Genomic DNA, 26,735 nt, shown 5'->3' on the forward strand with positions numbered 1-26,735 from the left:
CGTGGTCACCTGGCGTGGTCTGTGACCTTGGTGACCGAAGTTCGCGGTTTCCGGGGGATCGTCACCCGTTGTGGATGCCGATGGTCCCTCCGTCGACCGTGACGGACCCGTGGAAGACGTTGACCACGGACTGATCGGCCCTGATCAGGGCGGCCAGCGACCGAGCCTCGGCGTCGGCCGTGAGCAGTTCGAGCAGGCTCGCGTGGAGCTCCTCGCGGTTGTCCGGCCTTTCTGCCTGGCCCTTGCGCTTGCGGTGGTCGCGCAGCCTGGCCCAGAGCCGGCCGGTGGCATTGGCCGCGGCCTCGGTGCCGAACGCGCCGGCGCGTTCGAGGCTGCCGTCGGAAACGGCCGTCCACATCGCGTCGGCGATTTCCGGCAGGCTGCTCATAGAAACTCCAGGTTTTAGAGATCACGAAATACAGACTTAGATGCGGATTTGTCGGTTTTGTCATATCCTGAGGGTGCTCCGGCCGCGCTTGTGGGGGTTTCCCCATTGATCAATGCGGGTGGAGTTGGGGTAGCCTCTCACATGCCCGCCCCAGGAAAGGCGGATCAGTACGGATTTATCGGCTTTGATTGCAGAAGTTGCGCAATTTCGGCAAATCCAGAAGAATGACCCTTCGATACACCGTCACCGCGAGTCCCTCGTCGCGCAGCCTCCGCATGGCCTTGTTGACGGCGTCCTCTTTGGCCCCGATGAGTCGTCCCAGCTCGACCTGGGTGAGGGGAACGCCGAGATCGACGCCCTCCGGGCAGGGAGCGCCGTGGTGCTCGGCCAACTCGACGAGCACATGGGCCAGCCGGATCTCCACGCTGTATCCCGTCATGTCCGCCCTGCGCCGGTTCGCCCAGTCCAGCCGGTCGGCCATCAGACGGGCGACAGCCTGCCAGGCCGAGGGATACCGGCTCAGGAAGGCGGTGAACTCGGCGCCGGGAATGGCGTGCACCCGGCAGTCGGAGCACAGCGAGACGGTCGCAGTCCTGGGCAGCTCCCGTAGCGGGGCCATCTCCCCGACCAGGTCGCCGCTGACGCGGATGCCGAGCAGGGCCTGCTCGCCGTTTTCCAGGTCGGCCGTCACCTTCACCAGCGCGTTGTGCCGGGGCTCCACGGAGCGCAGCAGGAAGACGTGCTTGTCCTTCTTGTCGCCCTGGCGAATCAGAATGTGCCCCGCCCGGCGGAGCGTCGCCGGACTGAGCGCCATGAACCGATCGCCGAGAACGGGGTCGAGGCCGGCCATGAACGTTCCCGCGGGCCACGTATATGCGTCGGAGAATGTCATGGCACCCCTCGCTGGTCGCTTTACGGAGTGTACGACGCTCCCGCGGACCGGGAAGTTCCCATCGATTTCTCGCCAAGTGAAATGATCTTCTCGGGAAACTCCAGATATTGATCTTTAAAGCCTGACAAAGGACATAAATGGCGCAAAAGGCGATTATGTAGCTTCTGGTGGCACTCGTACAGGAGTCGCGGTGCGGTGGGGGTGATCGGCGGCGGGGGTGGCGATCAGGACGTAACGCTCGTCCTGGATCGGACGGCCCCACAGCGCCGGGTCGGTGAGTTGCTCGTGGTGGATCACGTGGGCCAGCGGTTCGAGCGCCTCGGTCAGGCGTGCGGCGGTCACCCCGCCGTACCAGGGCAGCGGCGGCGACCCGGGGGCGTAGGGGTCGCCGCCTGCCGAGGTCTGCCAGCGGCCCTCCACCAGCACCAGGCGGCCATCCGGCCGGAGCAGGCCCAGCCAGCGGCGAAGCGCTTCCCCGGGGTCGGGGAGGGTCCACACGAGATGCCGGACGAGAACGACGTCGAACGGCCCGGTGGGCGGTGGGTCGCCGGCGTCACCCACCATCAGCGGCACCGTGAAGCCCGCCGCGGTGAGCTTTTCCGTGGCCTGCTCGATCATGCGGGGGGACAGGTCGACGCCGGTGGGCCGGTGGCCTGACCGGGCCAGGAGCAAGGTCAGGGAGCCGGTGCCGCAGCCCAGGTCGAGGACGTCGGACGGGTGGTCGGGGAGCCACGTCGTCAGCCGTCGCGTCCAGGCGGCGCGGACCCCGGGATCGAGGAGACCGTGGTCGGCCTCGCTGTCGAAGGTGGCGGCCGAGGCGTCCCAGTAGGCGGAGATGGGGCGGAGATCTGGTGCGGGCATGGCTGGATCGTCGCAGGCGCCCCCGACAATTCCGGTCGCTCCAGGACGCCGACCGGCGTCCGATGGTTCAGGGAGCCGGCGTACCGGGGTCCGATGGTTGCGGGAGTCCGGTCCGTTCAGGGTGCCGATCGGTGGTTGGTCCGCGGGCTCGGCGGCGCCAGGCGGTCCGGGCTCATGCCAAGGGTGTGAGCACCGCGATCCGGTAGCCGTCGGCGTCCGCGACGAGCTGGTAGCAGTAGCGTTCCCTGGGCCTGGCCGTCGTAGGACCAGGTGACGTCGGCCCACAGGCTGCCCGGGGCCTCCGCCATGATGACGACCTCCGGGTCGACCGCGTCGACGCCGTCGTACTGCGCCCAGGAGGCTCTTCGGCTGCCAGGAAACCACAGGTTCGGCTGCCAGGAAGCCCACAGGGCGAATCGGTTGATAGGCCGCCAGGCGCGAGATTAGCGTGCATCCCAACACTGAATCTCTTATCTCAGTAAAAGGGGCTGTCACCTCCATGGTCGGAAATATCAGGAGAAGCGTGGCGGTGATGCTGGCCGTCGTCCTCGCGCTGACCATGACGTCCCAGGCCGGCGCAGGCACGGTCGCCGAGCCCCGGCGGCCGAACATCATCTTCTTCCTGGTCGACGACATGTCCGCCGAGCTGCTCTCGTACATGGACACCGTCAGCGGCCTGGCCAGGGACGGCACGACGTTCACCGACTACTACGTGTCCAACTCGCTCTGCTGCCCGTCCCGGGCCTCCATGTTCACCGGCCAGTTCCCGCACAACACCGGCGTCCTCACGAACAAGGGCTCCGACCGGGGCGGTTACGCGGCGTTCGAGCAGCACGAGGCCCGTACGTACGCCGCCTCCCTCGACCAGGCCGGCTACCGCACCGGCTACCTCGGCAAGTACATCAACGAGTACCCGGTCGGCGCCGGCTACAAGGTCCCGGCCGGGTGGGACGAGTGGCACGTGGCGGCGGGCGGGGGCTACAACGAGTTCAGATACGAGCTCACCCGCTACATCAAGGAGGAGACGGCGGGGGACAAGCCGCTCGATCCGTCCGACGGTACGTACCTGGTGGACGAGTTGGGGCAGCGCGCGGTCGACTTCATCGAGCGCTCCCGCGAGCACGCGCCCGGCGAGCCGTTCTTCCTCCAGGTCTCGCCGTTCGCGCCGCATTCCAGGGTCGGGTTCAAGCCGGGCGACAAGGAGCCGCGCTTCCCGCCCGCGCGGCGTGACCGGCCGAAGAACCAGTTCCCCGCCGGGGAGTTCCCGCACGGCGACTGCGGGGGGCCCGACTGCACCGGCATCGACGTGAGCGCGCTGCCCGCGTTCGACGAGGACACCGCGGACAAGCCCTCCTGGGTACGCCGCCAGCCGATCGGGCCGAACCTGGTCAAGGACCTCCGCAAGGACTTCCGCGACCGGATCCGCATGGTGCAGTCGGTCGACGACATGGTGGAGCGCGTCCTGGCCACCCTGACGGCCGAGGAGCGGCGGACCACGTACGTGGTGTTCACCAGCGACAACGGCTTCCACCTCGGCCAGCACCGCCTGCTGCGCGGCAAGTCCACCGCCTACGACCACGACGTACGGGTGCCGCTGCTGGTCAGGCGCCCGGCGGCGGGACGCCCCGGCGACCTCGTGACCGGCGCCATCGCCCAGAACGTGGACCTGTTCGCGACCTTCCTCGACATCGCCGGGGTGGACGGGGCGACGCGCGACGGGCGCAGCCTGCTGCCTCTCATCCAGGGCCACAAGGTCAAGGACTGGCGCGACGTGGCGCTGATCGAGCATGTCAAGCCCGACCCGGCCGCGCCAGGGGAGCCCGATCCCGACGCCGAGGCCGCCCCCGGGCCGCCCAGCTATGCCGCCGTACGCACCGCCGGCGACCTGTACGTCGAGTACGAAGGCGACCCCGAGCCCGAGTACTACAACACCGTCACCGACCCCCACCAGGAGACCAACGACCCGGACAACGCCAGGACGGCCGACCTGGGCCGCGTACTCGACGGCCTGACGAACTGCGGCAAACCGGGCGCCGCCGACTGCTGGACCGCCTCCCACCTGTCCTGAGAAGGGGCATACCAGTTCATAACCTCTCGCGCCGGGACTCGCCATGCGTCACCATCACGTGGTGAACGCACCCCATGTCCCGGCCGAGCCGAACCCCGTCGCCGATCCCCGCCACGCCGGCACACGCGCGGCTTCGGGGCGGCGGTTCGTGACCCGCGAGGAACTCGGCGGCCTCGTACGCGAGGCGTTCGGCGCCGGGCGCCGGCTCGTCCAGGTCGAGCGGCTCAGGGGAGGCAGCAAGAAGGGCGTCTACCGGCTCCTCTTCGACAGCGGCCCGAGTGCGGTGCTCTACGTCTGGACCGAGGACGAGGATTACTGGGGCGGCGGGCGGGCGGACGAGGAGCCCTTTTCGCACGCGTCCGGGCTGCGGCTCTTCGAGGCCGCCCACGCCCGCCTGACCTCACTCGGCGTACGCGTTCCGCACCTCTATCTCGCCGACGGCGACCGCAGGCACCATCCGGCCGACATCGCGCTGATCGAGGACGTGCGCGGGGGGACGTTGGAGGCGCGGCCGGCGAAGGAGGCGCTGGACCGGCTGGCGGACGGCCTGTCGGCGATGGCGCGGTGCCGGTCGCCGGAGCTGGGGAAGGTCGCGCTGGTCGAGAGCGGTCAGGGCATCGCGAAGGCCGGCTCCGGGATCGTACTGGAGCGGGCGGTGCGGGACCTGGCAGAGGCGGCGGCGCGGGTCGAGCCGATCAGGGCGGAGCGTGCGCGGCTGGAGGACGGCCTTCGCGAACTGGCCGCCGGCGTGGCGCCGCGTTCCGGCCACGGCCTGGTCCACGGGGAGCTGGGACCCGATCACGTGCTGCTGGACGAGCACGATCAGCCGGTGCTCATCGACATCGAAGGCGCGATGTTCTTCGATGTCGAATGGGAGCACGTCTTCCTGCGGATCCGGTTCGGCGACCACTACGAGCGGCTGCGCGTCGACGGGCTGGACGAGCGGCGGATGAGGTTCTACGAGCTGGCCCAGCACCTGTCGCTCGTCGCGGGGCCGCTGCGGCTGCTGGAGGGGGACTTTCCCGACCGGGAGTTCATGATGGGCATCGTCAGGCATCACACCCGGGAGGCACTCGGCTTTCCGCTGAGATGAGGCCCTTGCATCCTCGGCGGAAATCGACAACTCTTAAGAAGGTTTCCTATTAGTTAGGAGCGTGGCCGGTGCGTGGACTTTTAGCGGCCATGAGTCTGCTGCTGGCCGCCGCCTGTGGGCCGGCCGCGACCGAGGAGGTCCCGGTGAACGCCGAGGACGTGATGTTCGTGCAGATGATGGTGCAGCATCACCGGCAGGGCATCGAGATCGCCAGGGTGGGCACCGCCCGCGCCACGACGTCCGAGCTCAAGACCCTGACCGCGGCCATCGAGAGTACGCAGCAGAGCGAGGTCGAGATGATGCTGCGCTGGCTGCACTCCTGGGACCAGCCCCTCACCGCCGCCACGGGCTCGCACGACCACCACGGCGGCCTGCCGGAGACCGACGTCAAGCGGATCCAGGCGCTCAAGAAGTCGGGATCCGTCGAGCGGGACCTGCTCAACGTGCTGATCGCGCACCAGGACGGCGCCGTGCGGATGGCCGGTACGGAGGTCTCGACCGGCGCCAATCCGGAGGTCCAGGAATGGGCCGCTCAGGTGCAGGCGTCCCGCAAGGCGCAGATCGGCATCATGATGGACCTCCTCAGCCGCCGGTCTTCGTAACCTCACACCTCTCATGACGCGAAAAACACTCTCTTCATAGACGCGCATGGCATTAAGTGATTAGATCACTTGATATGTCCGAGGTAACACGGCCCACGCTTTCCGACGCTCTGACCGAGCGCATGCTGGAGCTCATCCGTAAGGGCGGGCACCGGCCAGGCGACAGGCTGCCCTCGACCAGGGAGCTCTCCCAGCGCTTCGCCGTCACCACCCCGACGCTGCGCGAGGCGCTGCGCAGGCTCGAGGCCACCGGGGCCATCGAGATGCGGCACGGGTCCGGCATCTACGTCGGAGCCGACATCGAACGACTGGTCCTGCCCAACCCCAACCTGCGTGAGATGCACGCCGCCCAGCTCCTGGAGCTGCTCGGCGCGCGGATCCTGATCGAGCCGCCGCTGGCCGCGCTGGCCGCCAGGCAGGCGGGCCGCGAGGAGCTCGCGACGCTCCAGCGGGTGCTCGACGAGGCGGGCAGGCACCTGCGCGGCGAGGACGCCGAGCTGCACGACGCGAACATGACCTTCCACCGGGCGACCGCGCGGCTGGCGGGCAACAGCGTGCTGCACGAGGTCGTCGACTCGCTGCTCACCGTCCACGGACCCGAGCAGCGGGAGATCCTGCAGATCTTCGACGACCGGCGCCGCGACTACGACGAGCACCTGGCGATCCTGGAGGCCATCGAGGCAGGCGACGCGGCGCAGGCCGAGGTGCGCATGCGGGCCCACCTGGTCGACGTGAAGACGGTTATAGAGCACAGGTTGCAATCCCCCCGATAGAACCAAGGAGGCCGGCCCATGTTCCGGTCACGTGTGGCCACGCTCGGCGTGGCGGCGCTCGTCCTGACCGCCTGCGGTGGCAACGACGCCGCGACACCGCAGAAGAAGACCGAGCTGACCCTGTACAACGACAAGGGCGCGTGGACGAAGTACTTCGACGAGATGGGCGCCCTGTCCAAGCAGAGCATCGGCCTGGGCATGAAGCCGACCGGTTATACGGACTCGGCTCAGTACCAGGCGTTCATCAAGGCGTCGTTCCGTACGGACGTCAAGCCCGACCTGTTCACCTGGCAGACCGGGGGGATGCTGGAGGAGATCGTCAAGCAGAAGCAGGTGGCCGAGACCACGGCCGTCTGGCAGGAGGCGATCAAGGCCGGCGATCTGTCGCAGGACCTGCTGCCCTACTACACGATCGGCGGCAAGCAGTACTGCGTGCCGATGAACGTCGCGTACTGGGGCATGTTCTACAACAAGAAGACCTTCGACAAGTACGACCTGAAGCCGCCGCAGACGTGGGACGACCTGATCAAGGTCGCGGACACGCTCAAGCAGAACGGCGTGAAGGCCTTCTACCACACCAGCGTGCTGTTCTCCTTCGTCTGGTTCGAGCAGCTGATGGCCGGCACCGACCCCGACCTGTACGACCGCCTGGCCACCGGCAAGGCGAAGTACACCGACCCGGGCGTGGTGCAGGTGATGGAGAAGTGGAAGTCGCTCATCGACGCCGGATATTTCATCAATCCGGGTGACAAAACGGATCCGGGCGACGTGCTGAAGAACGAGAAGGCGGCGATGGTCTCCTTCGGCACCTGGTTCAACACCAGCATGAGCTCCCGGAGCATGAAGCCGGGCACCGACTACGACTTCTTCGTCATCCCCAACGTCAACCCCGCGCTCCCCAAGACCTCGATGATCTTCGAGAGCGGGCCGCTCTGCTCGCTGGCCGAGTCGGCCGATCCCGACGCCGGGATGAAGTACCTCAAGTGGTGGACCACCGCTCAGGCCCAGGAGAAGTGGGCGACGACCAGGGGCGACGTGAGCGCCAACCCCAAGGTGACCATCAAGGACGAGGCACTCGGCGCCGTCACCAAGGACGCGGGCAGCGGTGAGTACCGCCTGGTCAACCGCTACTTCGAGGCCACACCGCCGCCGATCCTGACGGCCGCGCTCGACGGGTTCGGCAAGTTCGTCACCGAGCCAGGCACGTACATGGAGGTCCTCGAGACCATCCAGAAGGAGGCCGACGACTACTGGAGCATGCATCAGTGACCCCCTCTCCAATACTGGGCAGGTTCAGGCACGGGTATGTGGCGCCTGCGGCTCTGCTGGTGGCGGGGTTGCTGTACGCGCCGTTCGTGTGGACGGCGTACCTGAGCCTCACGCGTTACGACGGGCTGGAGCCGCCGGCGTGGATCGGCCTGCAGAACTTCGCCGAGCTGTTCGACGACCCGGCGCTCCTCACCTCGACCCGCAACACGCTGATCTGGGTGGCCGGCACGATGGTGCTGCCGGTCGGGCTCGGGCTGCTGGTCGCGGTCCTGTCGTACGACATCAGGGGCGGCGCCTGGTACCGGGTGCCGTTCATGCTGCCGTACGCGCTGAGCGGCGCGGGCCTGGCCATGGTGTGGAGCCCGGTCCTGTCCCACGACGGCATCGCGAACCTGCTGCTCGGCGTGGACACCGCGTTCCTGCAGGACGCCCCGGCCAACACGTTCGCGATGCTGCTGGTCTGGACGTGGCAGCAACTCGGCGTGAACACGCTGCTGTTCGTGGTCGGGCTGCAGTCGATCCCGAAGGAGCCGATCGAGGCCGCGCGGCTCGACGGGGCGTCGGGGTGGCGGCTGTTCAGGCACGTCATCTGGCCGCTCATGAGGCCGCTGACGGCGGTCGTGGTGGGGCTCGCGCTGGTGGCCGGGCTCAAGACGTTCGACATCGTGTGGGTGCTGACGCAGGGCGGCCCCGGACGCAACTCGGAGACGCTGGCGGTGACGATGTACAAGGAGACGTTCGTGGCCAGCGACTACGGCTACGGCTCCGCGGTCGCGGTGATGCTCACGGTGGTCACGGGGCTGGCGTCCTACCTGTATCTGCGCAGGCAGGTGACCGCCACATGATCCGGCGCGCCGTGCTGATCGTGCTCGGGCTGGTCTGGCTCGGGCCCACGTACCTGCTGCTCGTCAACGCCTCACGGCCGTCGGACGCCTACGATCCGGCCAGCGCGTGGGTGCCATCAGGCGACTTCGCGCTCTTCGAGAACTTCGCGCGCGCCCTCGACGGCGCCGACCTGGGCGGAAGCCTGGCCAGCACCGCGCTCTACAGCGTCGTCTCGCCCCTGCTCGGCGTGCTCATCGGGGCGCTGGCCGGATACACCATCGTGGTGCTCAGGCTGCGTCACGGGTTCTGGTGGTTCCTGCTGATCTTCGGCGGCACGATCTTCCCTTCGCAGATGCTGCTCGTGCCGCTGTTCGTCGGCTACAGCGACGCCGGCCTGTACGACAGCCGCCTCGGCATGCTGCTCATCTACACCGCGATCAACGTGCCGCTGGGCGCGTTCGTGCTGCGGAACTACTACTCAGGAGTGGCGTTCTCGATCTTCGAGGCCGCCCGCATGGACGGCGCCTCCACGTGGCGCATCTTCTGGGGCGTCTACCTGCCGATGTCGCTCAGCGCGCTGGCGGCCGTGTTCATCCTGGAGTTCACCTTCATCTGGAACGACCTCGTCTTCGGCCTGACCCTGACCCAGACCGCGGACGTGCGTCCGGTGATGACCGCCATCGCCGGCCTCATGACCGACGTCTACGCCGGCACACCGGTGCCCGTCGGCCTGGCGGCGGGGCTCGTCGTCTCGCTGCCGACCGTCGTCCTGTTCCTCGCCACCCAGCGCCTCTTCGCCCGAGGCCTGTCCCTAGGGAGTGTTCATTGACCAGCCGGTTGCTGCAGCGCAGCCTCGGTAGCCCCGACTACGACGGGATCAGGCAGGCGCTGCGCGACGACACCTCGACGCCCGTGCTCAGTGTCCGCGGGCTGGAGGTGCGGGTCTCGGTGCTGCCGCTGTTCACCCACGACGGCCGCCAGGCGATCAGAGTGTCCAGCACCGAGCCGCTCACGCACTCCCTGGTGGGTGTGGACAGCGCGGCCGGCCGTGACGTGACCCTGCTCGTACCCGAGGTGACCGCGCCGCGCGTGCTCACGCTGGAGTGCCGGGACGAGGCGGGGCCGGGTGACGGCGTGGTCGGCAGCGCGCAGATCACCGTCACTCCGCAGCGCAAGTGGAGTGTGTTCGTTGTGCACCACTCGCACCTCGACATCGGGTACACCGACCCGCAGGGCACGGTGCTGCGCCACCACCTCGACTACCTGGACGCGGCGGTGCGGCTGGCCGAGGAGACCGCGTCCTGGCCGGACGACGCGAAGTTCCGGTGGACGGTCGAGTCGTCGATGCCCGCGCTGAGGTGGCTCGACGCGCGGCCGGCCGAGATGGTGGAGGCGTTCGCGCGCAGGGCCCGCGAGGGCGTGATCGAGGTGACCGCGCTGCCGTTCCAGCTGCACACCGAGGCGTGCTCGACGGAGGAGCTGCACCGGCAGCTCCGCTTCACCTCCCAGCTCCACGACAGGTACGGCTTCACCACCAGGTCCGCCATGCACACCGACGTGCCCGGCGCGGTCGTCGGCCTGATCGACGCGCTCAGCGCGGCCGGCGTGCGTTACCTGGCCGCCGCACACAACTGGGCCGGGCGGTCCGTGCCCTACCTGCACGGCGGCGACAAGCTGACCAGGCCGTTCCGCTGGCGGGCGCCGAGCGGCAACGAGATCGTCGTGTGGTTCACCGACACGCCGCACGGCATGGCGTACATGGAGGGCAACACGGTCGGGCTGACCGACTCGTACGAGCTGGCCGACGACCTGCTGCCGCGTTACCTGTCGGCGCTGGCCACCCGGGGTTACCCGTACGGGCCTGGGACGTTCGGATGGCAGGGGCCTGACGCGCCGCGGGAGCCGTACGAGCTGGACGCGCTGCATCTGCGGGTGCAGGGGGCGCACGCCGACAACGCGGGGCCGTCGATCGTGCCGGCGTCGATCGCGCGGAAGTGGAACGAGCAGTGGGCCTACCCGCGCCTGCGCTCGGCGGTGAACAGCGACTTCTTCGACCACGTCGTGGAGCGCTACCACGACCGGCTGGCCGTGCACGAGGGCGACTGGACCGACTGGTGGGCCGACGGGCTCGGGTCGGGCGCGCGCCCGCTCGGCTACGTACGCCGGGCGCAGTCGGCGCTGCGGGTCGCCGAGACGCTGCACACGCTGGCCGGCGTGGACGCCACCGAGGAGATCGACGCGGCCTACGACAAGGTGGCGCTGTTCAACGAGCACACCTGGGGCGCGGCCAACCCGTGGGAGGACGCCGAGGAGGCCGGCGACTCCGGCGGCCTGCAGTGGACGCGCAAGTCGTCCGGCGCCTACGACGCGCAGGACGACGCGGCCGACCTGCTCCACGCCGCCACACGCAGGTACGCCGCCGCCCTGTCGGACTCGGACCCCGCGGAGGCGGAGGGCCGTGGTCTGGCGGCGTTCGCCGTGTTCAATCCGGGTACGCGGGCGCGGACGGACGTGGTGCGCGCGTTCCTGCCGCGCGACGTGGTGGCCGTGGACGTGCCGGTCGCGCTCGTCGACGCGCGGACCGGGGAGACGCTCCCGCACCACGAGGAGCTCGTGGACCCGGTGGACTGGCCGACCAGGCCGATCGGACGCCACCTGCACGCGGTGGTGCCCGACGTCCCCGGACACGGGTACGCGCGCCTCGACGTCGTACCCTGCGAGGTCCAGGCCCCCGAGCCGGTCGAGCTCGGCCTGCGCTCGTCTCCTGGAGCCGGGGTGATCGAGAACGAGTTCTACCGGGTGTCCTACGACGTGCGCGAGGGCTACATCGGCTCGGTCTTCGACAAGCGGGCCGGCCGCGAGCTGGTCGACGCCGACGCCGCCGCGGGCTTCGGCCAGTACGTCTACGACCAGTACGCCACCGCCCCGCACTTCAACCATTTGTCGGGACACGTCGGGGCGCACGATCGGACGCTCCTCGGCGACCGGGACATCGGCAGGAACGCCACCATCGTCGCGGCCCAGCGCACCGCCGTCGGCGAGAAGCTGGTCGTGGAGCTGCGCGGCAAGGGCGTCGACTGGCTGCGCACCACGATCGAGCTGCACAACGGCGTGCCCAGGCTGGACCTGACCTACCAGCTCGCCAAGCAGGGCACCCCGGCCAAGGAGGCGGTCTTCCTGGCCTTCCCGTTCGCCGCGGGACCGGCCACGGCCTGGGAGCTGACCGGCGGCGTCGGCGGCCCCGACGTGCCGAGGGTGCCGGGCTCCGCCGAGTACATGCTGCCGATCAGGCACTGGATCGCGTTCGAGGATCCCGAGCTGACCATCGCCTGGGCCACCCTGGAAGCGCCGCTGGTGCAGCTCGGCACCATCCACATGCCATACGCGCCGTTCCCGCCCACCCTGGACCAGGAGGACGGCACGGTCTACTCGTGGGCGCTCAACAACATCTGGGACACCAACTTCCCTTCACAGCAACAGGGCGAGACCACGTTCCGCTACTCGGTCATGTCCGCTCGGGCAGGGGGCAGACGGCTGGGGGCGGCGGTGGCCTCCGGGCTGACGGAGCCGTTCGTCGGCGCGCTGATCACCGGCAGCCCCGGCGCCACGGAGACGTACGTGTCCGTCGACCACCCCGACGTGCTGCTGACCTCGATCGGCCGGTCGGGGGACGAGCGGGTGGTGCGGCTGCAGTCGCTGGCCGCCGAGCCGGTCGAGGTGACGGTCACCATGCCGGGGCTGCGCGCCGCCCGAGAGCTGGACGTGGTGGACGAATCGGTCAAGGTACGGGTGCCCGCCTGCGGGGTGGCCACCGTTTGGGGGACGTGTTTTGAAGATCGTTGACATCCGGGCCACGACGGTCGCGGTCCCGCTCGAAGCGCCGCTGCGGCACAGCAACGGCGCGCACTGGGGCAGGTTCGTCCGCACGATCGTCGAGGTCGAGGCCGACAACGGGCTGGTCGGCCTGGGGGAGATGGGGGGCGGGGGCGAGAGCGCGGAGTCGGCTTTCCGCGCGCTGGTGCCGTACCTGAAGGGGCATGATCCGTTCCAGCTCGAAGCGCTGCGGTTCAAGATCGCGAACCCGACGGCCTCGCTCTACAACAACAGGACGCAGCTGCTCGCGGCCATCGAGTTCGCCTGCGTGGACCTCGTCGGGCAGCACCTCGGGGTGTCCGCCTCCGACCTGCTGGGCGGGCGGATCCGCGACGAAGTGCCGTTCGCCTCCTACCTGTTCTTCCGCTACGCGGCCGACGGCTACGCCGAGATCCGCACGCCCGAGCAGCTCGTCGAGCACACCGCGGCGCTCAAGGCGGCCCACGGGTTCACCGTCCACAAGCTCAAGGGCGGGGTGTTCCCGCCCGACTACGAGCTGGAGTGCTACCGGGCACTGGCCGCCGCGTTCCCCGGCGACCGGCTCAGGTACGACCCGAACGCCGTACTCTCGCTGGCCGAGGGCCTGCGCTTCGGCCGGGCCATCGAGGGGCTGAACAACGACTACCTGGAGGACCCCGTCTGGGGGCTCGAAGGGCTCAGGGCGGTGCGCGAGCAGGTCAGGGTGCCGCTGGCGACGAACACCGTGGTCGTCAACTTCGAGCAGCTCGCCTCGAACGTCCTGCGCAGGGCAGCCGACGTGGTGCTGCTGGACACGACGTTCTGGGGCGGCATCAGGTCGTGCGTGAAGGCGGCGGGGGTGTGCGAGACGTTCCAGCTCGGGGTGGCCGTGCACTCGTCGGGGGAGCTGGGGATCCAGCTCGCGACGATGCTGCACCTCGGCGCGGTGCTGCCGAACCTCACCTACGCCGCCGACGCCCACTACCACCAGCTCAGGGACGACGTGATCGAGGGCGGCAAGCTGGCGTACTTGGAGGGCGCCATCGCGGTGCCCTCGGGTCCGGGCCTGGGCGTTCGCCTGGACCCGGAGCGGGTCGCGCACTACGCCGAGCTTTATCGCGAAATAGGCGGATATCCGTACGATCGCGACCCCGGCCGGCCCGGCTGGTACGCGCAGGTTCCGAACGAACGCTTCGCCGACCCCACCAATTCCGTTGACATCACGCCATAATTGGGCGATATGTCTGAAGAGTCGAAGCCTGCTGCCCCTGCCGACAACCTCATCACGACCGCCCACTCCCTGCCGTCAGGGAAGAGCTACTCCGCCACCACGGGCACCATGGTGCTGCGCGAGGAGGTGTTCACCGACGGGAAGTTCGAGGGCCTGCGCCCGAAGGCCGAGATGTTCGTCACCTCCTACACGCTCAACGGCACCGATCCGCTGAGCAGGCCGGTGACGTTCGCCTTCAACGGCGGTCCAGGATCGTCGAGCGTGTGGCTGCATCTGGGCGTGCTCGGGCCGCGCAGGGTCGTGATGGGGGACGCGGGCGCGCTGCTGCCTCCCCCGTACGGGCTGACCGACAACGAGGAGAGCCTGCTGGCGGTGAGCGACCTGGTCTTCATCGACCCGGTCTCCACCGGCTTCTCGCGGGCTGCCGAGGGGGAGAAGTCGGAGCCGTACCACGGGTTCACCGGCGACCTGGAGTCGGTCGGCGAGATGATCAGGCTGTGGACCACCAGGAACGGGCGGTGGATGTCGCCGAAGTTCCTCGCCGGCGAGTCGTACGGGACCGTGCGGGCCGCCGGACTGGCCGACCACCTGCAGTCGCGCTACGGCATGTTCCTCAACGGCGTGATGCTGATCTCCTCGGTGCTGGACTTCGCGACGATCCGGTTCACCAAGGGGAACGACCTCGCCTACAGCCTCTATTTGCCGACTTACGCGGCTATCGCGCACTATCACGGGCTGCACGGCGACCGGCCGCTGCCCGACCTGCTGCGCGAGGCCGAGGAGTACGCCGAGCGCGAATACCCGTGGGTGCTGGCCCGCGGCAACCGGCTCACCGCCGAGGAGCGCTCGGCGGCGGTCACCAGGATCGCCAGGCTGACGGGACTGAGCGAGGACTACGTCGACCGGGTCGAGCTGCGGATCGAGCACCACCGGTTCTTCACCGAGGTGCTGCGCTCCCAGCGGCGGACCGTGGGGCGCCTCGACGGCCGCTTCACCGGCTGGGACCCCGACGCGGGCGCCGAGCGTTTCTCCGCCGACCCCAGCATGAACGCGATCACCGGCCCCTACAGCGCCGCGCTCAACCACTACCTGCGCACGGAACTCGGCTACGCCAACGACCTGCCGTACGAGGTGCTCACCTCGCGCGTGCAGCCGTGGTCGTACAAGGAGTTCGAGGGCGCGCACGTCACCGTGGCCGACAGGCTGGGCGCCGCCATGCGGACCAACCCCCACCTGCGCGTCCACGTGGCCTGCGGCTACCACGACGGCGCGACGCCGTACTACGCCGCCGAGCACGCCTTCGCCCACCTGCCGGTGCCCGAGGAGTTGGCCGCCAACATCGAGTTCAAGTACTACGAGGCCGGCCACATGATGTACGTCCACGAGCTCAGCAGGCTGCGTCAGTCAGCCGACCTGACCGCCTTTGTGCTCGGCGAGCAGGGCTGACGCACGGGCGAGGCGTTGCGTGAGGTTGTCGCGCAGCGCGGCGAAGCGGTCGGGGTTGTCCCTGATGATCGCCCGCTGCAGCTGCGCGTCGGCCTCGAACCAGGCGGCCACCAGGCCCGACGACCACTTGCACAGGGTGTCGGCGGTCGCGGTCTGCTTCTCGTCCTCGCTCACGGCCGGCTTGTCGAGGTTCCACCGGCTGTCCGCGATGGCCGACTCGGGAGCCGGGTAGGAGTGGCCCGCCTGGCTCATGCACGCCTGCCAGCGCTTGGTCGCCCCCGCCACCGAGGAGTATTTCGCGGCCTGTTCCAGGGTGAGCGAGTCCTGCAGGGTCAGCCAGGCCCAGTCCGCCCGGCGCGCGCCCTTGTCCAGGGTGAGCGTCGCGCGGTCCAGGCAGCCGCGGTCGGCGGCGGTGCCGTACAGGCGGTGGCGGGCCGGCTTGGGTAGCTTGCTCGCCCAGGCGTCGCTGGTGTCGGGAGCGGGCGGCTGGGCCAGGTGGTAGCCGTGGAGCCGGGCGGCCCCGGTGTCCACGACGCCGTAGCGGCGCGTGTTGCCCGGATCGATCGCGGCGACGGCGGCAGGGTCCTCGGCGGGTGGGGAGACGGTGAGGCCCTGCTTGCGCATGCATCGTACGACGAGGAGGTTGTGGGCGTTGCCCAGGACGGCCCGCTGCTCGGGAGTGGTCTTGTAGGCGTCGAACGGCAACACCAGCTGCGACACCGAGGTGATGCCCGGCGCCGGCCGCCTGGGCTCCTCGGCGGCGCAGGCCGTGGCGCTCAGCGTCAGCAGCAGCGTGCCGGCGAGAAGGCCGCGACAGCCGGTTTCCGGCGGCCAAGCCCGGAAACCGGCACTCCCGTTCTCGCTCAGCGGCACCAGATGTCGATCGAGCTGGCGCGGTTGTTGCCGACGGCGTTGTTGGAGAGGAAGCCGTCGTTGGAGTTGTGCGTGAACGTGCTGTGCGCCCCCGTGTATCCGGGGTGCTGCCAGAGGGTGGCGCTGCAGCCGATCCGGTTCCTGACGGAGCTCGTCTCGTTGTTCATGGTGCGCCAGGAGTTGCTGAAGTCCCAGTTCAGCCAGTTGTTGTCGGCGAAGTTGGAGTCGTCGTCGACGAAGTCCCGCCAGTGGTCGATCTGACCGCGGTTGTAGTCGAAGCCGGCGTACAGGCAGACACGTCCGCCGTAGCAGGTCGAGCGGGGGCTGGCCACCGCGGCGGCGGCGGGGAGCGCCACGGTGAACAGGGTGGCCGCGGCGACGAAGCCGGCGGCCTTGTTGAATAGCCTCACAGGTCTCTCCTCAGTCGGTGAGTCGGTTGCGACCTCATAACGTGGCGCGCCGTATCGAACACGAGCCGCTGGTGCTCGTGATCCCCGGCTGCGCGCCCCGATGAGGGTCGCGTGCCCGGCACGCCGACCCAGAGCTAATCAGTCACGTGACCTGTGAGATCGTCGCGTTGACGCAACTCTTGCCAGGTTTGGTGGGCCGCAGGAGGAACTTGTGGGCTGCGCTCGACCTTCGTTCCGGGCGCGCCTGTTCGGACAGCGCCTGCTCGGACAGCGCCTATTCGGGCGGCGCTCATCCGGGTAGCGCTTATTCGGGCAGCGCCGCCGGGTTCTGCGCCAGCAGTCCGCCGTCCACGCGATGCTCGGCCCCGGTGATGAACGACGATCGCGGCCCCGCCAGGAACGCCACCATCTCGGCCACCTCCTCCGGCCGTCCCACGCGGCCCAGCGGATGGGCGCGGCCCCACTGCACGACCTGCTCCTCCTGGGACAGGTCGCCCCGCCAAAGGTCCGCCGCCCAGCGCAGCATGGGGGTGTCCACCGAGCCCGGGCACACCACGTTCACCCTGATGCCGTCGGCCGCGTGGTCGAGCGCCATGGCCCTGGTCAGGCCGTTGAGCGCGGCCTTGCTCGCGGTGTACGCGGCCACCTGTGCCTGCGAGGAGAACGCCTGCACCGACGACATGACGACGATCGAGCCGCCGCCGCGGGCCCTGAGCCGGGGGATGGCAGCCTTGCACGTGAGATAGACACCCTTGAGGTTGATGTCGAGCACCTCGTCCCAGACGTCCTCGGGCGTGTCCTCCACCGTGCCGTAGCGCTGCACGCCCGCGCAGGTCACGACGATGTCGAGGCCGCCGTAGCGGGCCACCGCCAGGTCGACCAGGTCGCGCATGTCGCCAGGCCGGCGCACGTCGGCGATCCGCCCGGTGACGTGCTCGGTGTCCAGCACCGCGTCCTTGTCGACGCCGCAGAACACCACGGACGCCCCGCCGTCGGCGAGGCGGTCGACCACCGCCCGCCCGATGCCCATCGAACCGCCCGTGACCAACGCCACCTTGCCGTCCAGCTCGTTCACGCGCCCTCCTTCGTCGGTCGCGTGAACACGTTGCTGTGTCTGATTGTTCTCTCGCTACGCTCGTTCACGCCATGACCTCCGCGCGCAACCTCAGCACCTTCGTCTCGTGTGGTTCCAGGATGAGGGCCGTGCCGTTGGCCACGGCCGCGGCCAGGCCGTCGGTCGGCATGCTGGAGAACGGTTCGAGCCCGACCGTGTACGCCCGTCCCCACCAGGGGTAGCCGGTGGACGCCCCGAGCTCCTGCCACATCCACAGGTACGGCAGGAGAGTCGCATCCCATTCCACCCGAATACCTATATCCCCCTCTATTTCGTACCAACCCTCATTGAATCCGGTCAGATAGACGATGTCGCTCGGCGCGCCCCGATCCTGCACCACGCTCAGGTCCGTCTCGCCGCCGTCGTCCGCGGGCACCCTCGGCCACTCCCACGGCCCGCCCGCCCTGACCCGGCGCCCTGCGGGGTTGATCGCGCTCTCGTGCGGGATCACCCGGACGCCCTCCGGCAGTCTGATCCTGGCCCCCGGGCGCAGGAACGGGTGCCCGTACACGATGTGCTGCCCCCACATGGCGTGCAGCGGCACGTCGGAGTCGTTGACGGCACGGCCCTCGATCTCCAGCGCCGCCGTCCCCGACCTCAGCCTGAAGATCTTCTCCATCCGGTACGGCAGCCGCCGCGTCCGCACCCGCAACCGGATCGCGACCTCGTCCTCGTCGTCGGCCAGCACCTCGTGGTCCCAGGGAAGCCCCGCGACCTCGCCGTGCTGCGCCAGCCGCGCGCCGCGATACTCGCTGGGGGCGCCGCCGTTGGGGAAGACCTCCTGCCAGCCGCCCTCGTAGTGGTCGGTGAACTGGGCGACGTCGTCGGCGGCGCCCTGGAGATGGTCGCGCGGGGCGCGCAGGCCCTGCGGGGAGAGCCAGACGAAGTCCGTGTCCGTGGGCTTGTGCAGGAACTCCACCACGTCGCCGCCCTTGCCGGGCACGACGGTCACGCGTAGCCGCTCGTTCTCCAGCACGACCGCCCGCAGCCCGTCGATCGTGACGTGGCGCAGGCGCGCCGCCCAGTTGCGTCTCACCCGAAGCTCACGTCCAGGAACCGGGGCCGGTAGATGGACACGTCGTGGTAGTGGTCGGTGTTGACGAAGCTGTTGACGTTGTACGACACCACGAGCCCGTCGCCGTCGACCTCGGGATGGGCGTGGGCGTTGTAGGTGAAGATGTTCCCGCTCGTCTCCGGGGTCGTGTAGACGTGCTGCTTGCCGGTGAACGGACCGGCCGGCGAGCACGAGAAGTAGGCCACGATGTTCGGGTTCAGCGCCACGGTCGTGTCATGCGTGATCAGGACATATCCGGATCCGACCTTGCTCACGCTGTACTCGTTCGCCACGCCGGTCATCATCCGCGCCGAGTCGGCCTCGTTCGGTGACCAGGTGCCGCCGGCCGTGCGGAACTCCCAGTCGCCCAGCAGGCTCTGCCCCCTGACCCTGGCCAGGTGCATGTACTTCGCCGAGCCGAGGTCCTCGACGCCGTACACGTAGGTGTATCCGCCGTCCTTGAGCATCCCGGACGCCCACGCCACGGCGTGCCCCGACGGCAGGTCGTGCACGCTGATCGGCTGCTCGAGCCGGCCGGGCAGGAACCTGGCCACGACGTTCCTGTGCCAGCGCCAGTCCCAGGCGCCGGTGCCGTACCGTTCGTACTCCTGGTAGGTGACCTCCACGATGCCGCTGGCGAGCGTCGCGTCCCCGGCCCAGAACCAGTGGTTCGCGTCGCGCGGCGGCATCACGGCGGTGGGCTTCCGCGCGGTGCCGTCGTGGATCGTGGACAGCCGGCCGCCGCGTTCGACGGCGAAGGAGTTGTTCAGGAAGACGGTCGTCCCGCCCTCCTCGACCACCGGCGGTCGCGAGCCGTCGGGGTTCACCTGGCCGAGGAAGGTGTCGGAGAACACCCATAATTCCTGGCCGCTCGGCAGCCGGAGCGAATAGGTGCCGTCGGCGCCCGTCCAGTCGTCCAGGCGGCTGTTGTCGTTGCCGTAGTTGGTGAACAGGCTGGTCAGCCGGGCGTCGGTGGTCACGCCTCGTACGGGCTGCGCGCAGGAGGCGGCGGCCGTGGCCGGCTGCTCCTGCCACGCGGCCAGGGCGGGGTGCGGTGCGGCCGTCAAGCCGATCAACGCGATGGCGAGGGGAGCGAGGGCGGAGCGGAATCGCGTCATCACTGTGTCCTAGGGGGAGGGGACTCCCTACAGTTCTAGTCATTAGATCACTTACTGTCCAGGCCCATTCACACCTGATTGCCCTGACTCGTGAGGAACACGAGCCACTAGGGTGTTTGACTTCTCCTAACTCCCCAAGTGGAACGGACGTGAAGATGTCTGCTCATCTGCCCGTCAGTCGCAGAGGACTTCTGAAGATCGGCGCCGGGGTCGCGGCGACCGCCGCGCTGGCCGCCGAGCCTGCCGCCGCCGCGGAGGGCCGGTTCGAGCTGACGGCCCCCTCGACCTCGCTGCTCTGGAGGAAACCGCTGTACGACGAGACCGTGCTGCAGTCGTTCGCCTTCGACAACGTCAACAAGCACATCTACGCGGTGCAGGTCAAGAACGGCAGTGGTTCCAGCGCGGCGGGCCACCTCTGCGTGACCAAGCTCAGCCTGACCGGCGCGATCCTCGGCCACATGTACCTCATGAGCTTCGGCCACGGCGTCCAGATCGGGGTCGAGCCGTCGGGCACCTCCGCGTACCTGTGGACGGAGACCGAGGCGAAGGTCATCGACGGTGAGATCCGGGGCACGAAGCTGGCCAGGTTCAAGTTCGTCAACGGCCAGACGCTGACGCCGACGTCGTCGGCGCTCACCAAGTACACCCTGGTCGACGGCGCGGTCAACACCACCTGCACGGTCGATCCCTCGACGAACCGGCTCGTCACGCGTTACTGGGACGGGAGCAGGTTCCGGCTGGCGGCGTACTCGCTGTCGGCGGTCAAGTCGGGCTCGAAGGAGGAGCTGTTCGACGTGCCCCAGCCGACGGGCCTCGGCACCTTCCAGGGGTACGCGGCGTACGGGAACTTCGTCTACATCCTGACCGGCAACGCGTATCACACGACGAACAACCCGCCGCCAGGCAACACCTACACGCACAGCGTCGACCTGCGCACCGGAAAGCTCGTCCAGCGCGCCAGGAGCGTGGCGGGCAAGTCCCTGGACTACCGCGAGCCCGAGGGCATGGGTATCCAGATCGTCTCCGGCGCCCCCCGGCTGTGCCTCGGCCTCGCCTCGGGCGTCGAGAAGGCGCGCCTGGCCAGCATCTTCTACAAGACCGAGGTCATCTGAAGCGTCATCCGGTTGTGCAAGACCGAGGTCATCAGAGGCGTCATCCGGTTGTGCAAGACCGAGGTCATCTGAGACGTCATCCGGCGAAGAGGCGGTCGAGGTGCGCGGTGAGCAGCGCCACGGCCGCCTCGCCGTCGTGCTGCCCCGCGAGCACGCTCGACTGCAGCCCGCTGACCAGGGCCATGACGATGCCCGCCGCCGTGTGCGGGTCCTCGCTCCGCGCCACCTGCCCGGCCTCCTGGGCCTGCCTGATCTGGTCGGCGACGACGTCGAGCAGCGCGTTGGCGTAGGTCAGGCCCTCGGGAGCCAGGTGGGGCTCGGTGAGGGTGAGCAGGTAGTGCTCCTGGTAGGCCAGCACGATGCGGCGGCTCTCGTCGTCGGTGGGGATCAGGGCGGCCAGCGCGCGGTACATGAACGCGCGGGGCGTGGCAGGCTCCCCCTCCAGCGCCCGGCCCACACGCTGGGCGAGCAGCGTGCCGAGGTGCTTGAGCACGTCTCGTAGCAGCTCCTCCTTGGTGTGGAAGTAGTACTGCACCAGCCGCAGGGACACGCCGGCCTCGGCGGCGACCTCGCGCATGCTGGCCGCCCGCAGGCCGCGTGACGCCGCGATCCGCACGACCGCCTCGGCGATCTGGTGGCGGCGCTCCTCGTGATCCACTCGCTTGGGCACGTGGTTATGATACACATGTATCACGATGAACGGAGCGTACGGTGACACGTGAGATCGGCAGGTTCCGCAATGAGAAGGCCGAGAGGCGATTCCTCGACGGCTACGACAAGACGGTCCGCGACTGGCCGGTGCCCCTGGAGCCGATGGACGTCACGACCGCGTTCGGCACGACACGCCTCTACCGGACCGGAGCGGCGGACGGCATGCCGGTGGTGCTGCTGCCGGGCATGGGAGGCAACTCGCTGGGCTGGATTTACACCAGCGGGCCGCTCGGCCGGGCCCACCCCGTCTATCTCGTGGACCCGATCGGCGCACCCGGCCGCAGCACGCAGACCCGGCCGCTGACCGGGGCCGACGACCTGACGGCCTGGCTCGCCGAGGTCCTCGACGGCATCGGGGTCCCCGTGGCGTACCTCGTGGGTTATTCGTACGGCGGCTGGCAGTCGATGCTGGCCGCGATCCGGATTCCGGAGCGGGTGGCTGGGATGACGCTGCTCGACCCGGCCGCCTTCCGCACCGCCACGCTGCGCCACTTCGCCTGGGCCATCGCCTGCGGGCTCGGTCTGCACGCCGGCCCGGCGATCAGGCGCCGTCTGGCCCGCCTGCTGCACACCGACTCGATCAACCGCCCCGGCGACATCATGGCCGCCGTCTCCGGCGCGTACCTCTTCGAGACGGCACTCCCCCCGATGGTCCCGCTGACGGACGAGGAACTGGCCGCGATCACCACTCCGGCCCTGGTCCTGCTCGGCGCCCACAGCACCATGCACGACTCGCCCGCCGTCGCCCGCCGCCTGGCCCGGCTGGTGCCCTCGGCCGAGGTCGACGTGGTGCCCGGCACCGGCCACTCGATCGCGCTCGACCTGCCCGACCTGGTCAACACCCGCATCCTGACCCACACGACCCGCGTCGCCGACGGCCTCGGCCGATGAGGATACGTGTATCCCGTGGTTGACGCCTACGTCGTCGACACCGGTGTGTTCCCGCGCTGCGCGGTCGTGGGGTGACGGCGGATATTCGGGTGCCGGGGGTAGGAGGGGCCGTTACGCTGCTGGGATGGGTCACGTCGAAGTAGGACATCTCACGTACGTGTTGCCCGATGGGCGGCCCCTGCTCAACGACGTGTCCTTCCGGATCGGCGAAGGCGTCAAGGCGGCGCTCGTCGGGCCCAACGGCGCGGGTAAGACCACGCTCATGCGGCTGATCGCCGGCGACCTCCAGCCGGTGGACGGCTCGGTGGCGAGTTCGGGCGGGCTGGGCGTGATGCGGCAGTTCATCGGCAGCGTACGCGACGGCAGTAACGTGCGCGACCTGCTGCTCGGCGTGGCGCCCCCGACCGTGCGGCGGGCGGCGGGGCGGCTCGACGACGCCGAGTTGGTGATGATGGAGCGCGACGACGAGAAGACGCAGATGCGTTACGCGCAGGCCATCGGCGACTACACCGACGCGGGCGGCTACGAGATCGAGGTGCTCTGGGACACCTGTACGGTGGCCGCGCTCGGCGTCCCGTACGAAAGGGTGAAATATCGGGACGTGGCGACGCTGTCGGGCGGCGAGCAGAAACGCCTGGTCCTGGAAGCGTTGCTCAGAGGCCCCGACCAGACCCTGCTGCTCGACGAGCCGGACAACTACCTCGACGTGCCCGGCAAGGAGTGGCTGGAGCAGCAGCTCAGGGAGACGCCCAAGACCGTGCTGCTGGTCAGCCACGACCGCCAGCTCCTCGCGAACGCCGCCGACCGCATCGTCACCGTCGAATCCGGCGGCATCTGGATCCACGGCGGGGGGTTCGCCACCTACGCCGAGGCCCGCAAGGCCCGCAACGAGCGGCTCGACGAGCTGCGCAGGCGCTGGGACGAAGAGCATGCCAAGCTCAAGGCCCTGGTCAACATGCTCAAGAACAAGGCGAGGTACAACGACGGCATGGCCGCCGCCTACCACGCCGCACAGACGCGGCTGCGCAAGTTCGTGGAGGCGGGCCCGCCCGAGGTGGCGCCGAGCGACCAGAACATCAAGATGCGCCTCAGGGGCGGCCGCACAGCCAAGCGCGCGGTCATCTGCGAGGACCTGGAGCTCACGGGGCTCATGAGCCCGTTCGACCTGGAGATCTGGTACGGCGAACGCATCGCGGTCCTCGGCTCCAACGGCTCGGGCAAGTCCCACTTCCTGCGCCTGATCGCCGGCGAGCAGATCGCCCACCAGGGCGTCGCCAGGCTGGGCGCCCGCGTGGTGCCCGGCCACTTCGCCCAGACCCACGCCAGGCCCGACCTGCTCGGCCGCACGCCGGTCGAGATCGTCATGACCGAGCACGCCAAGCTGAAGAACGAGGCCATGAAGACGCTGGCCCGCTACGAGCTGGCGGGCCTGATCGCCGAGCAGCGGTTCGACACGCTGTCCGGCGGTCAGCAGGCGCGGCTGCAGATCCTCCTGCTGGAGCTGTCCGGGGCCACGTTGCTGCTGCTCGACGAGCCGACCGACAACCTCGACCTGGCCAGCGCGGAGGCGCTGCAGACGGGGCTGGAGGCGTTCGACGGCACGGTCATGGCGGTCACCCACGACCGGTGGTTCGCCTCCGACTTCGACCGCTACCTGGTCTTCGGCTCCGACGGCACGGTCTACGAATCGCCCGAGCCGGTCTGGGACGAGGCCAGGGTCGTACGTCAGCGTTAAAGACACCGTTAAAGAGGGCGTGTCAGCCGTCTGCCGTACGCATGCGCGGGTTATCACGGCAAAGTGATCCTGCACAGCCGAACCGTCAGCCTCCTCGCACTCGGGGCACTCGGAGCGATCTGCCTCCCCGGATGCTCGAGCGAGGACAAGCCCGAACAAGCGCTCAAGCCTCTCGCGCTCAAGGAACAGGTCTCGAACATCGTCAAGTCCGCGGACGGGTACGCCGTCAACTGGGCGGGCGTGCTCAGCAACGCCAACCCGTGGCACTTCGGCGAGCACGTGGTCGCCACGGTCGTCGGCCACGACGCCAGGGGGACCGAGGTCGTACGGATGGACCAGCCGCTCGACGCGGTGCCGCCCGGCGGGTCGCTGGCCTTCACCGGCCAGGCCACCAGCGCGGAGAAACCGGCCAAGGTGACGATCCAGTACCGTCCCGCGAAATGGCGGCCTGCGGCGCGGATCGCGTCGGCCTTCCAGCGGTTCCCCATATCGCGCACCCAGACGTTGCGCCAGAAAGACGGCACATACCTTATTACGGGATATGTCGGAAACCCGTATCAGCTGCCGGCGAGCAGTCTCGTCGTGAACGCGTTGCTGCGCGACAAGGCCGGCAAACTGCTGGCCGGCGGCAGCACATTCGTGGACGACGTGAAGGCGGGCAGCCCGCCCAGGTTCATTCTCACCATCGGCGGACTGCCGGCGAGCACCAAGGTGGCGAAGACCGAGATCTCGGCCAGGACGTGGGGATCGACCGGCCGTCCCTACGAGGATCTGGCGCTCGGGGGAGCCATGCCGGTGCACACCGTCAAGCCGACGACCGAGCCGTTCGCGGTGGATCGCAGCACTGAGGTGGTAACGCAGCATAAAGAATGATCGGACGCAATCAAGCGCGATAAAAGCCGAAAAATCGGGCCATCGAGCGGATTTATCCGTACGCAATCCGGGCCGGCCTCACGACAAGCCATGTCATTGGCGCGGAACAGGTAGAACTACTAGTTACCGATCCATTACCTTCGGTCACATGAATGACCGCGTCCTGGTCGAAGCACTCCGCGCCCGCGCCCCGGGCGCCCTCGCCGCGCTGTACGACGCGTACGCGGAGAGCGTCTACGGCTACTGCTGGTCCCTCCTGCTGAGCGCAGACAGCGCCCAGGTGGCCCTCCGCGACACGCTGATCGCCGCGGAGGCGCACGCCGGCGCGCTGTCCGAGCCCGACAGACTCCGCACCTGGCTGTACGCGCTGGCCCGCGTCGAATGCCTGCGCCGCCGGGCCGCCGCGCCACCGGGTGCCGAGGCGGCGCTGGCCGAGGCGCCGCCGCTGGACGACCCGGCCGACGCCGACCTGCGGATCATGGCCTGGAACGCCGTCCAGAGCCTGCCTGTCGCCGACCGCGAGGTCCTGGAGCTCACGTACCGGCACGAACTGTCCGCCGCCGAGCTGGCACAGGTGCTCGCGGTCGCGGCACGCCAGATCGAGCCACTCCAGGAGCAGGCCCGCGAGCGCCTGGGCGACGCGATCACCTCCGAGATCCTGGCCAGGAAGGGCCCGTACGACTGCCCGCGCCGGGCCGCGATCCTCACCGGCTTCTCCGGTGAGATGACGGGCACGATGCGCGAGCACCTCGTCAGGCACCTGCCACGCTGCGAGATCTGCGCGCCGCACCGCACCCGCGAGGTGTCGGCAGCCAAGGTGTTCGAACTCGTGCCGGAGGCCGCGCTCCCCGACGCGCTGCGGGTCAGGGTGATGAGCTGCTTCGCCGACCCCGAACTCCTGCCCTACCGCCGTTACGTCGCCAGGCGTACGGGTGCGCTGGGCGCCGCGGGGTTTCCCGTTCCCGCCGGCAAGGACGTTCGGCGATGGCCTCAGGCGCTGGCGGGCGCGCTGGCGGCGGTCGCGACCGTGGTGGCGATAGCGGTGATCTTCAATGAGATCGGCAAGGACAACGGCGGCCTGGCGGGAGTGGCGACGGCGGCCTTCCCCGCGACGGGCGAGCCGCCGGGCATCCGGCTCCCGTGGCAGGCCGACCCCCAGGACGGCCCGTTGACCGTCGAGCCCATCCTCGACAGCACCACCACACACCCGATCAAGCCGACCCAGTCGCCGCCCGCCGTCTCACCCCCGGCGCCCGCCTGGTCCACCTCGGCCGGCACGGCATCGCCAGGCACCTCGCAACCGGCCGGTCCGTCGCCAGGCAGGACCGGCACCCCACCCGCCGTCGACCCGCCGGTCGGCCGGCCACCCGGCGGCCGTCCCCCCGGTGGCCACCCCGGCCGGCCACCCGGCGGCCCCGGTCACCCCGGGCCTCCTGGGCGCCCGCCCGGCGGTCACCCCGGGCATCCACCGGGCGGCCCTTCACCCGGGGGCACCCCGTCCAAGGGGCCCTGCGGCCGGATGCCCTGCCCCACGCCGACGGTCGCGCCCAGCCCCACGCCCACGC

General features: G+C 69.4%; 24 protein-coding genes. 15 read left to right on the forward strand and 9 right to left on the reverse strand.

What is annotated here, in order from left to right; translation table 11 throughout:
* Positions 1-61: 61 nt before the first annotated feature.
* The 3 genes from ITP53_RS23420 to ITP53_RS23430 all read right to left on the reverse strand — a co-directional run bounded on the left by ITP53_RS23420 (position 62) and on the right by ITP53_RS23430 (position 2,141).
* Positions 62-388 carry a hypothetical protein gene (locus ITP53_RS23420; protein ID WP_195897574.1) on the reverse strand — a complete coding sequence of 109 codons (327 nt, stop codon included), beginning with the start codon at positions 386-388 and terminating at the stop codon, positions 62-64.
* A 175-nt stretch (positions 389-563) separates the two neighbouring features.
* Positions 564-1,280 carry a Crp/Fnr family transcriptional regulator gene (locus ITP53_RS23425; RefSeq protein WP_195897575.1) on the reverse strand — a complete coding sequence of 239 codons (717 nt, stop codon included), beginning with the start codon at positions 1,278-1,280 and terminating at the stop codon, positions 564-566.
* A 153-nt stretch (positions 1,281-1,433) separates the two neighbouring features.
* Positions 1,434-2,141, reverse strand: coding sequence for a class I SAM-dependent methyltransferase (locus ITP53_RS23430; RefSeq protein WP_195897576.1), 708 nt, complete (start codon positions 2,139-2,141; stop codon positions 1,434-1,436).
* Positions 2,142-2,673: 532 nt separating this feature from the next.
* On the opposite strand from ITP53_RS23430, the gene ITP53_RS23435 reads away from it, so the two are divergent.
* The 10 genes from ITP53_RS23435 (at position 2,674) to ITP53_RS23480 (ending at position 15,279) form a co-directional block, all read left to right on the forward strand.
* Positions 2,674-4,209: a sulfatase family protein gene (locus ITP53_RS23435; RefSeq protein WP_236051118.1), complete on the forward strand. Its 1,536-nt coding sequence runs from the start codon at positions 2,674-2,676 to the stop codon at positions 4,207-4,209.
* Between the two features lie 61 nt (positions 4,210-4,270).
* Positions 4,271-5,302 (forward strand): phosphotransferase family protein, encoded by a 1,032-nt coding sequence (locus tag ITP53_RS23440; protein WP_328815498.1) that lies wholly within the window; start codon positions 4,271-4,273, stop codon positions 5,300-5,302.
* A 68-nt stretch (positions 5,303-5,370) separates the two neighbouring features.
* On the forward strand, positions 5,371-5,904 hold the full coding sequence (locus tag ITP53_RS23445; RefSeq protein WP_207756334.1) for a DUF305 domain-containing protein: 534 nt from the start codon (positions 5,371-5,373) through the stop codon (positions 5,902-5,904).
* 74 nt (positions 5,905-5,978) lie between these two features.
* Positions 5,979-6,677 (forward strand): FadR/GntR family transcriptional regulator, encoded by a 699-nt coding sequence (locus ITP53_RS23450; RefSeq protein WP_195897579.1) that lies wholly within the window; start codon positions 5,979-5,981, stop codon positions 6,675-6,677.
* 18 nt (positions 6,678-6,695) lie between these two features.
* Positions 6,696-7,946: an ABC transporter substrate-binding protein gene (locus ITP53_RS23455; protein ID WP_195897580.1), complete on the forward strand. Its 1,251-nt coding sequence runs from the start codon at positions 6,696-6,698 to the stop codon at positions 7,944-7,946.
* Between the two features lie 38 nt (positions 7,947-7,984).
* Positions 7,985-8,791 carry a carbohydrate ABC transporter permease gene (locus tag ITP53_RS23460; protein ID WP_328815501.1) on the forward strand — a complete coding sequence of 269 codons (807 nt, stop codon included), beginning with the start codon at positions 7,985-7,987 and terminating at the stop codon, positions 8,789-8,791.
* Positions 8,788-9,600 (forward strand): carbohydrate ABC transporter permease, encoded by an 813-nt coding sequence (locus tag ITP53_RS23465; protein ID WP_195897581.1) that lies wholly within the window; start codon positions 8,788-8,790, stop codon positions 9,598-9,600. The genes ITP53_RS23460 and ITP53_RS23465 overlap by 4 nt, the downstream gene beginning before the upstream one ends.
* Entirely contained in the window at positions 9,597-12,614 is a 3,018-nt protein-coding gene (locus ITP53_RS23470; RefSeq protein WP_195897582.1) for a glycoside hydrolase family 38 N-terminal domain-containing protein, read from the forward strand. The genes ITP53_RS23465 and ITP53_RS23470 overlap by 4 nt, the downstream gene beginning before the upstream one ends.
* Entirely contained in the window at positions 12,601-13,833 is a 1,233-nt protein-coding gene (locus ITP53_RS23475; RefSeq protein ID WP_195897583.1) for an enolase C-terminal domain-like protein, read from the forward strand. The genes ITP53_RS23470 and ITP53_RS23475 overlap by 14 nt, the downstream gene beginning before the upstream one ends.
* 9 nt (positions 13,834-13,842) lie before the next feature.
* A complete protein-coding gene (locus tag ITP53_RS23480; RefSeq protein ID WP_195897584.1) occupies positions 13,843-15,279 on the forward strand; it encodes a S10 family peptidase in 1,437 nt (478 codons plus the stop codon).
* On the opposite strand, the gene ITP53_RS23485 is transcribed toward ITP53_RS23480, so the two are convergent.
* The 5 genes from ITP53_RS23485 to ITP53_RS23505 all read right to left on the reverse strand — a co-directional run bounded on the left by ITP53_RS23485 (position 15,238) and on the right by ITP53_RS23505 (position 19,848).
* A complete protein-coding gene (locus ITP53_RS23485) occupies positions 15,238-16,152 on the reverse strand; it encodes a hypothetical protein (RefSeq protein WP_195897585.1) in 915 nt (304 codons plus the stop codon). The genes ITP53_RS23480 and ITP53_RS23485 overlap by 42 nt on opposite strands.
* Positions 16,143-16,562, reverse strand: coding sequence for a peptidase inhibitor family I36 protein (locus tag ITP53_RS23490; protein WP_195897586.1), 420 nt, complete (start codon positions 16,560-16,562; stop codon positions 16,143-16,145). Before ITP53_RS23490 ends, ITP53_RS23485 begins: the two co-directional genes overlap by 10 nt.
* A gap of 304 nt (positions 16,563-16,866) precedes the next feature.
* A complete protein-coding gene (locus ITP53_RS23495; RefSeq protein WP_195897587.1) occupies positions 16,867-17,637 on the reverse strand; it encodes an SDR family NAD(P)-dependent oxidoreductase in 771 nt (256 codons plus the stop codon).
* A gap of 64 nt (positions 17,638-17,701) precedes the next feature.
* Complete coding sequence (locus ITP53_RS23500) at positions 17,702-18,712, reverse strand: DUF4432 family protein (RefSeq protein WP_195897588.1); 1,011 nt, start codon at positions 18,710-18,712, stop codon at positions 17,702-17,704.
* On the reverse strand, positions 18,709-19,848 hold the full coding sequence (locus ITP53_RS23505) for a DUF4185 domain-containing protein (protein ID WP_195897589.1): 1,140 nt from the start codon (positions 19,846-19,848) through the stop codon (positions 18,709-18,711). The genes ITP53_RS23500 and ITP53_RS23505 overlap by 4 nt, the downstream gene beginning before the upstream one ends.
* A 155-nt stretch (positions 19,849-20,003) precedes the next feature.
* Here ITP53_RS23505 and ITP53_RS23510 point away from each other — a divergent pair, with 155 nt between their 5' ends.
* Positions 20,004-20,960 carry a phage baseplate protein gene (locus tag ITP53_RS23510; protein ID WP_195897590.1) on the forward strand — a complete coding sequence of 319 codons (957 nt, stop codon included), beginning with the start codon at positions 20,004-20,006 and terminating at the stop codon, positions 20,958-20,960.
* 76 nt (positions 20,961-21,036) lie between these two features.
* Here the strand turns inward: ITP53_RS23510 and ITP53_RS60410 are convergent, their stop codons facing one another.
* Positions 21,037-21,630 (reverse strand): TetR/AcrR family transcriptional regulator, encoded by a 594-nt coding sequence (locus ITP53_RS60410; RefSeq protein ID WP_195897591.1) that lies wholly within the window; start codon positions 21,628-21,630, stop codon positions 21,037-21,039.
* Positions 21,631-21,671: 41 nt separating this feature from the next.
* Here ITP53_RS60410 and ITP53_RS23520 point away from each other — a divergent pair, with 41 nt between their 5' ends.
* The 4 genes from ITP53_RS23520 to ITP53_RS59395 form a co-directional block, all read left to right on the forward strand.
* Complete coding sequence (locus ITP53_RS23520) at positions 21,672-22,562, forward strand: alpha/beta fold hydrolase (RefSeq protein ID WP_195897592.1); 891 nt, start codon at positions 21,672-21,674, stop codon at positions 22,560-22,562.
* A 124-nt stretch (positions 22,563-22,686) separates the two neighbouring features.
* A complete protein-coding gene (locus ITP53_RS23525; protein ID WP_195897593.1) occupies positions 22,687-24,297 on the forward strand; it encodes an ABC-F family ATP-binding cassette domain-containing protein in 1,611 nt (536 codons plus the stop codon).
* Between the two features lie 63 nt (positions 24,298-24,360).
* The gene (locus tag ITP53_RS23530) at positions 24,361-25,170 is read left to right on the forward strand and encodes a hypothetical protein (RefSeq protein ID WP_195897594.1); all 810 of its coding nucleotides are present in this window, start codon (positions 24,361-24,363) and stop codon (positions 25,168-25,170) included.
* 148 nt (positions 25,171-25,318) lie between these two features.
* On the forward strand, positions 25,319-26,735 hold a 1,417-nt coding region (locus ITP53_RS59395), incomplete at its 3' end, for an RNA polymerase sigma factor (RefSeq protein WP_195897595.1).

The sequence above is a fragment of the Nonomuraea cypriaca genome, from assembly GCF_015645445.1.
Taxonomy (GTDB): domain Bacteria; phylum Actinomycetota; class Actinomycetes; order Streptosporangiales; family Streptosporangiaceae; genus Nonomuraea; species Nonomuraea cypriaca.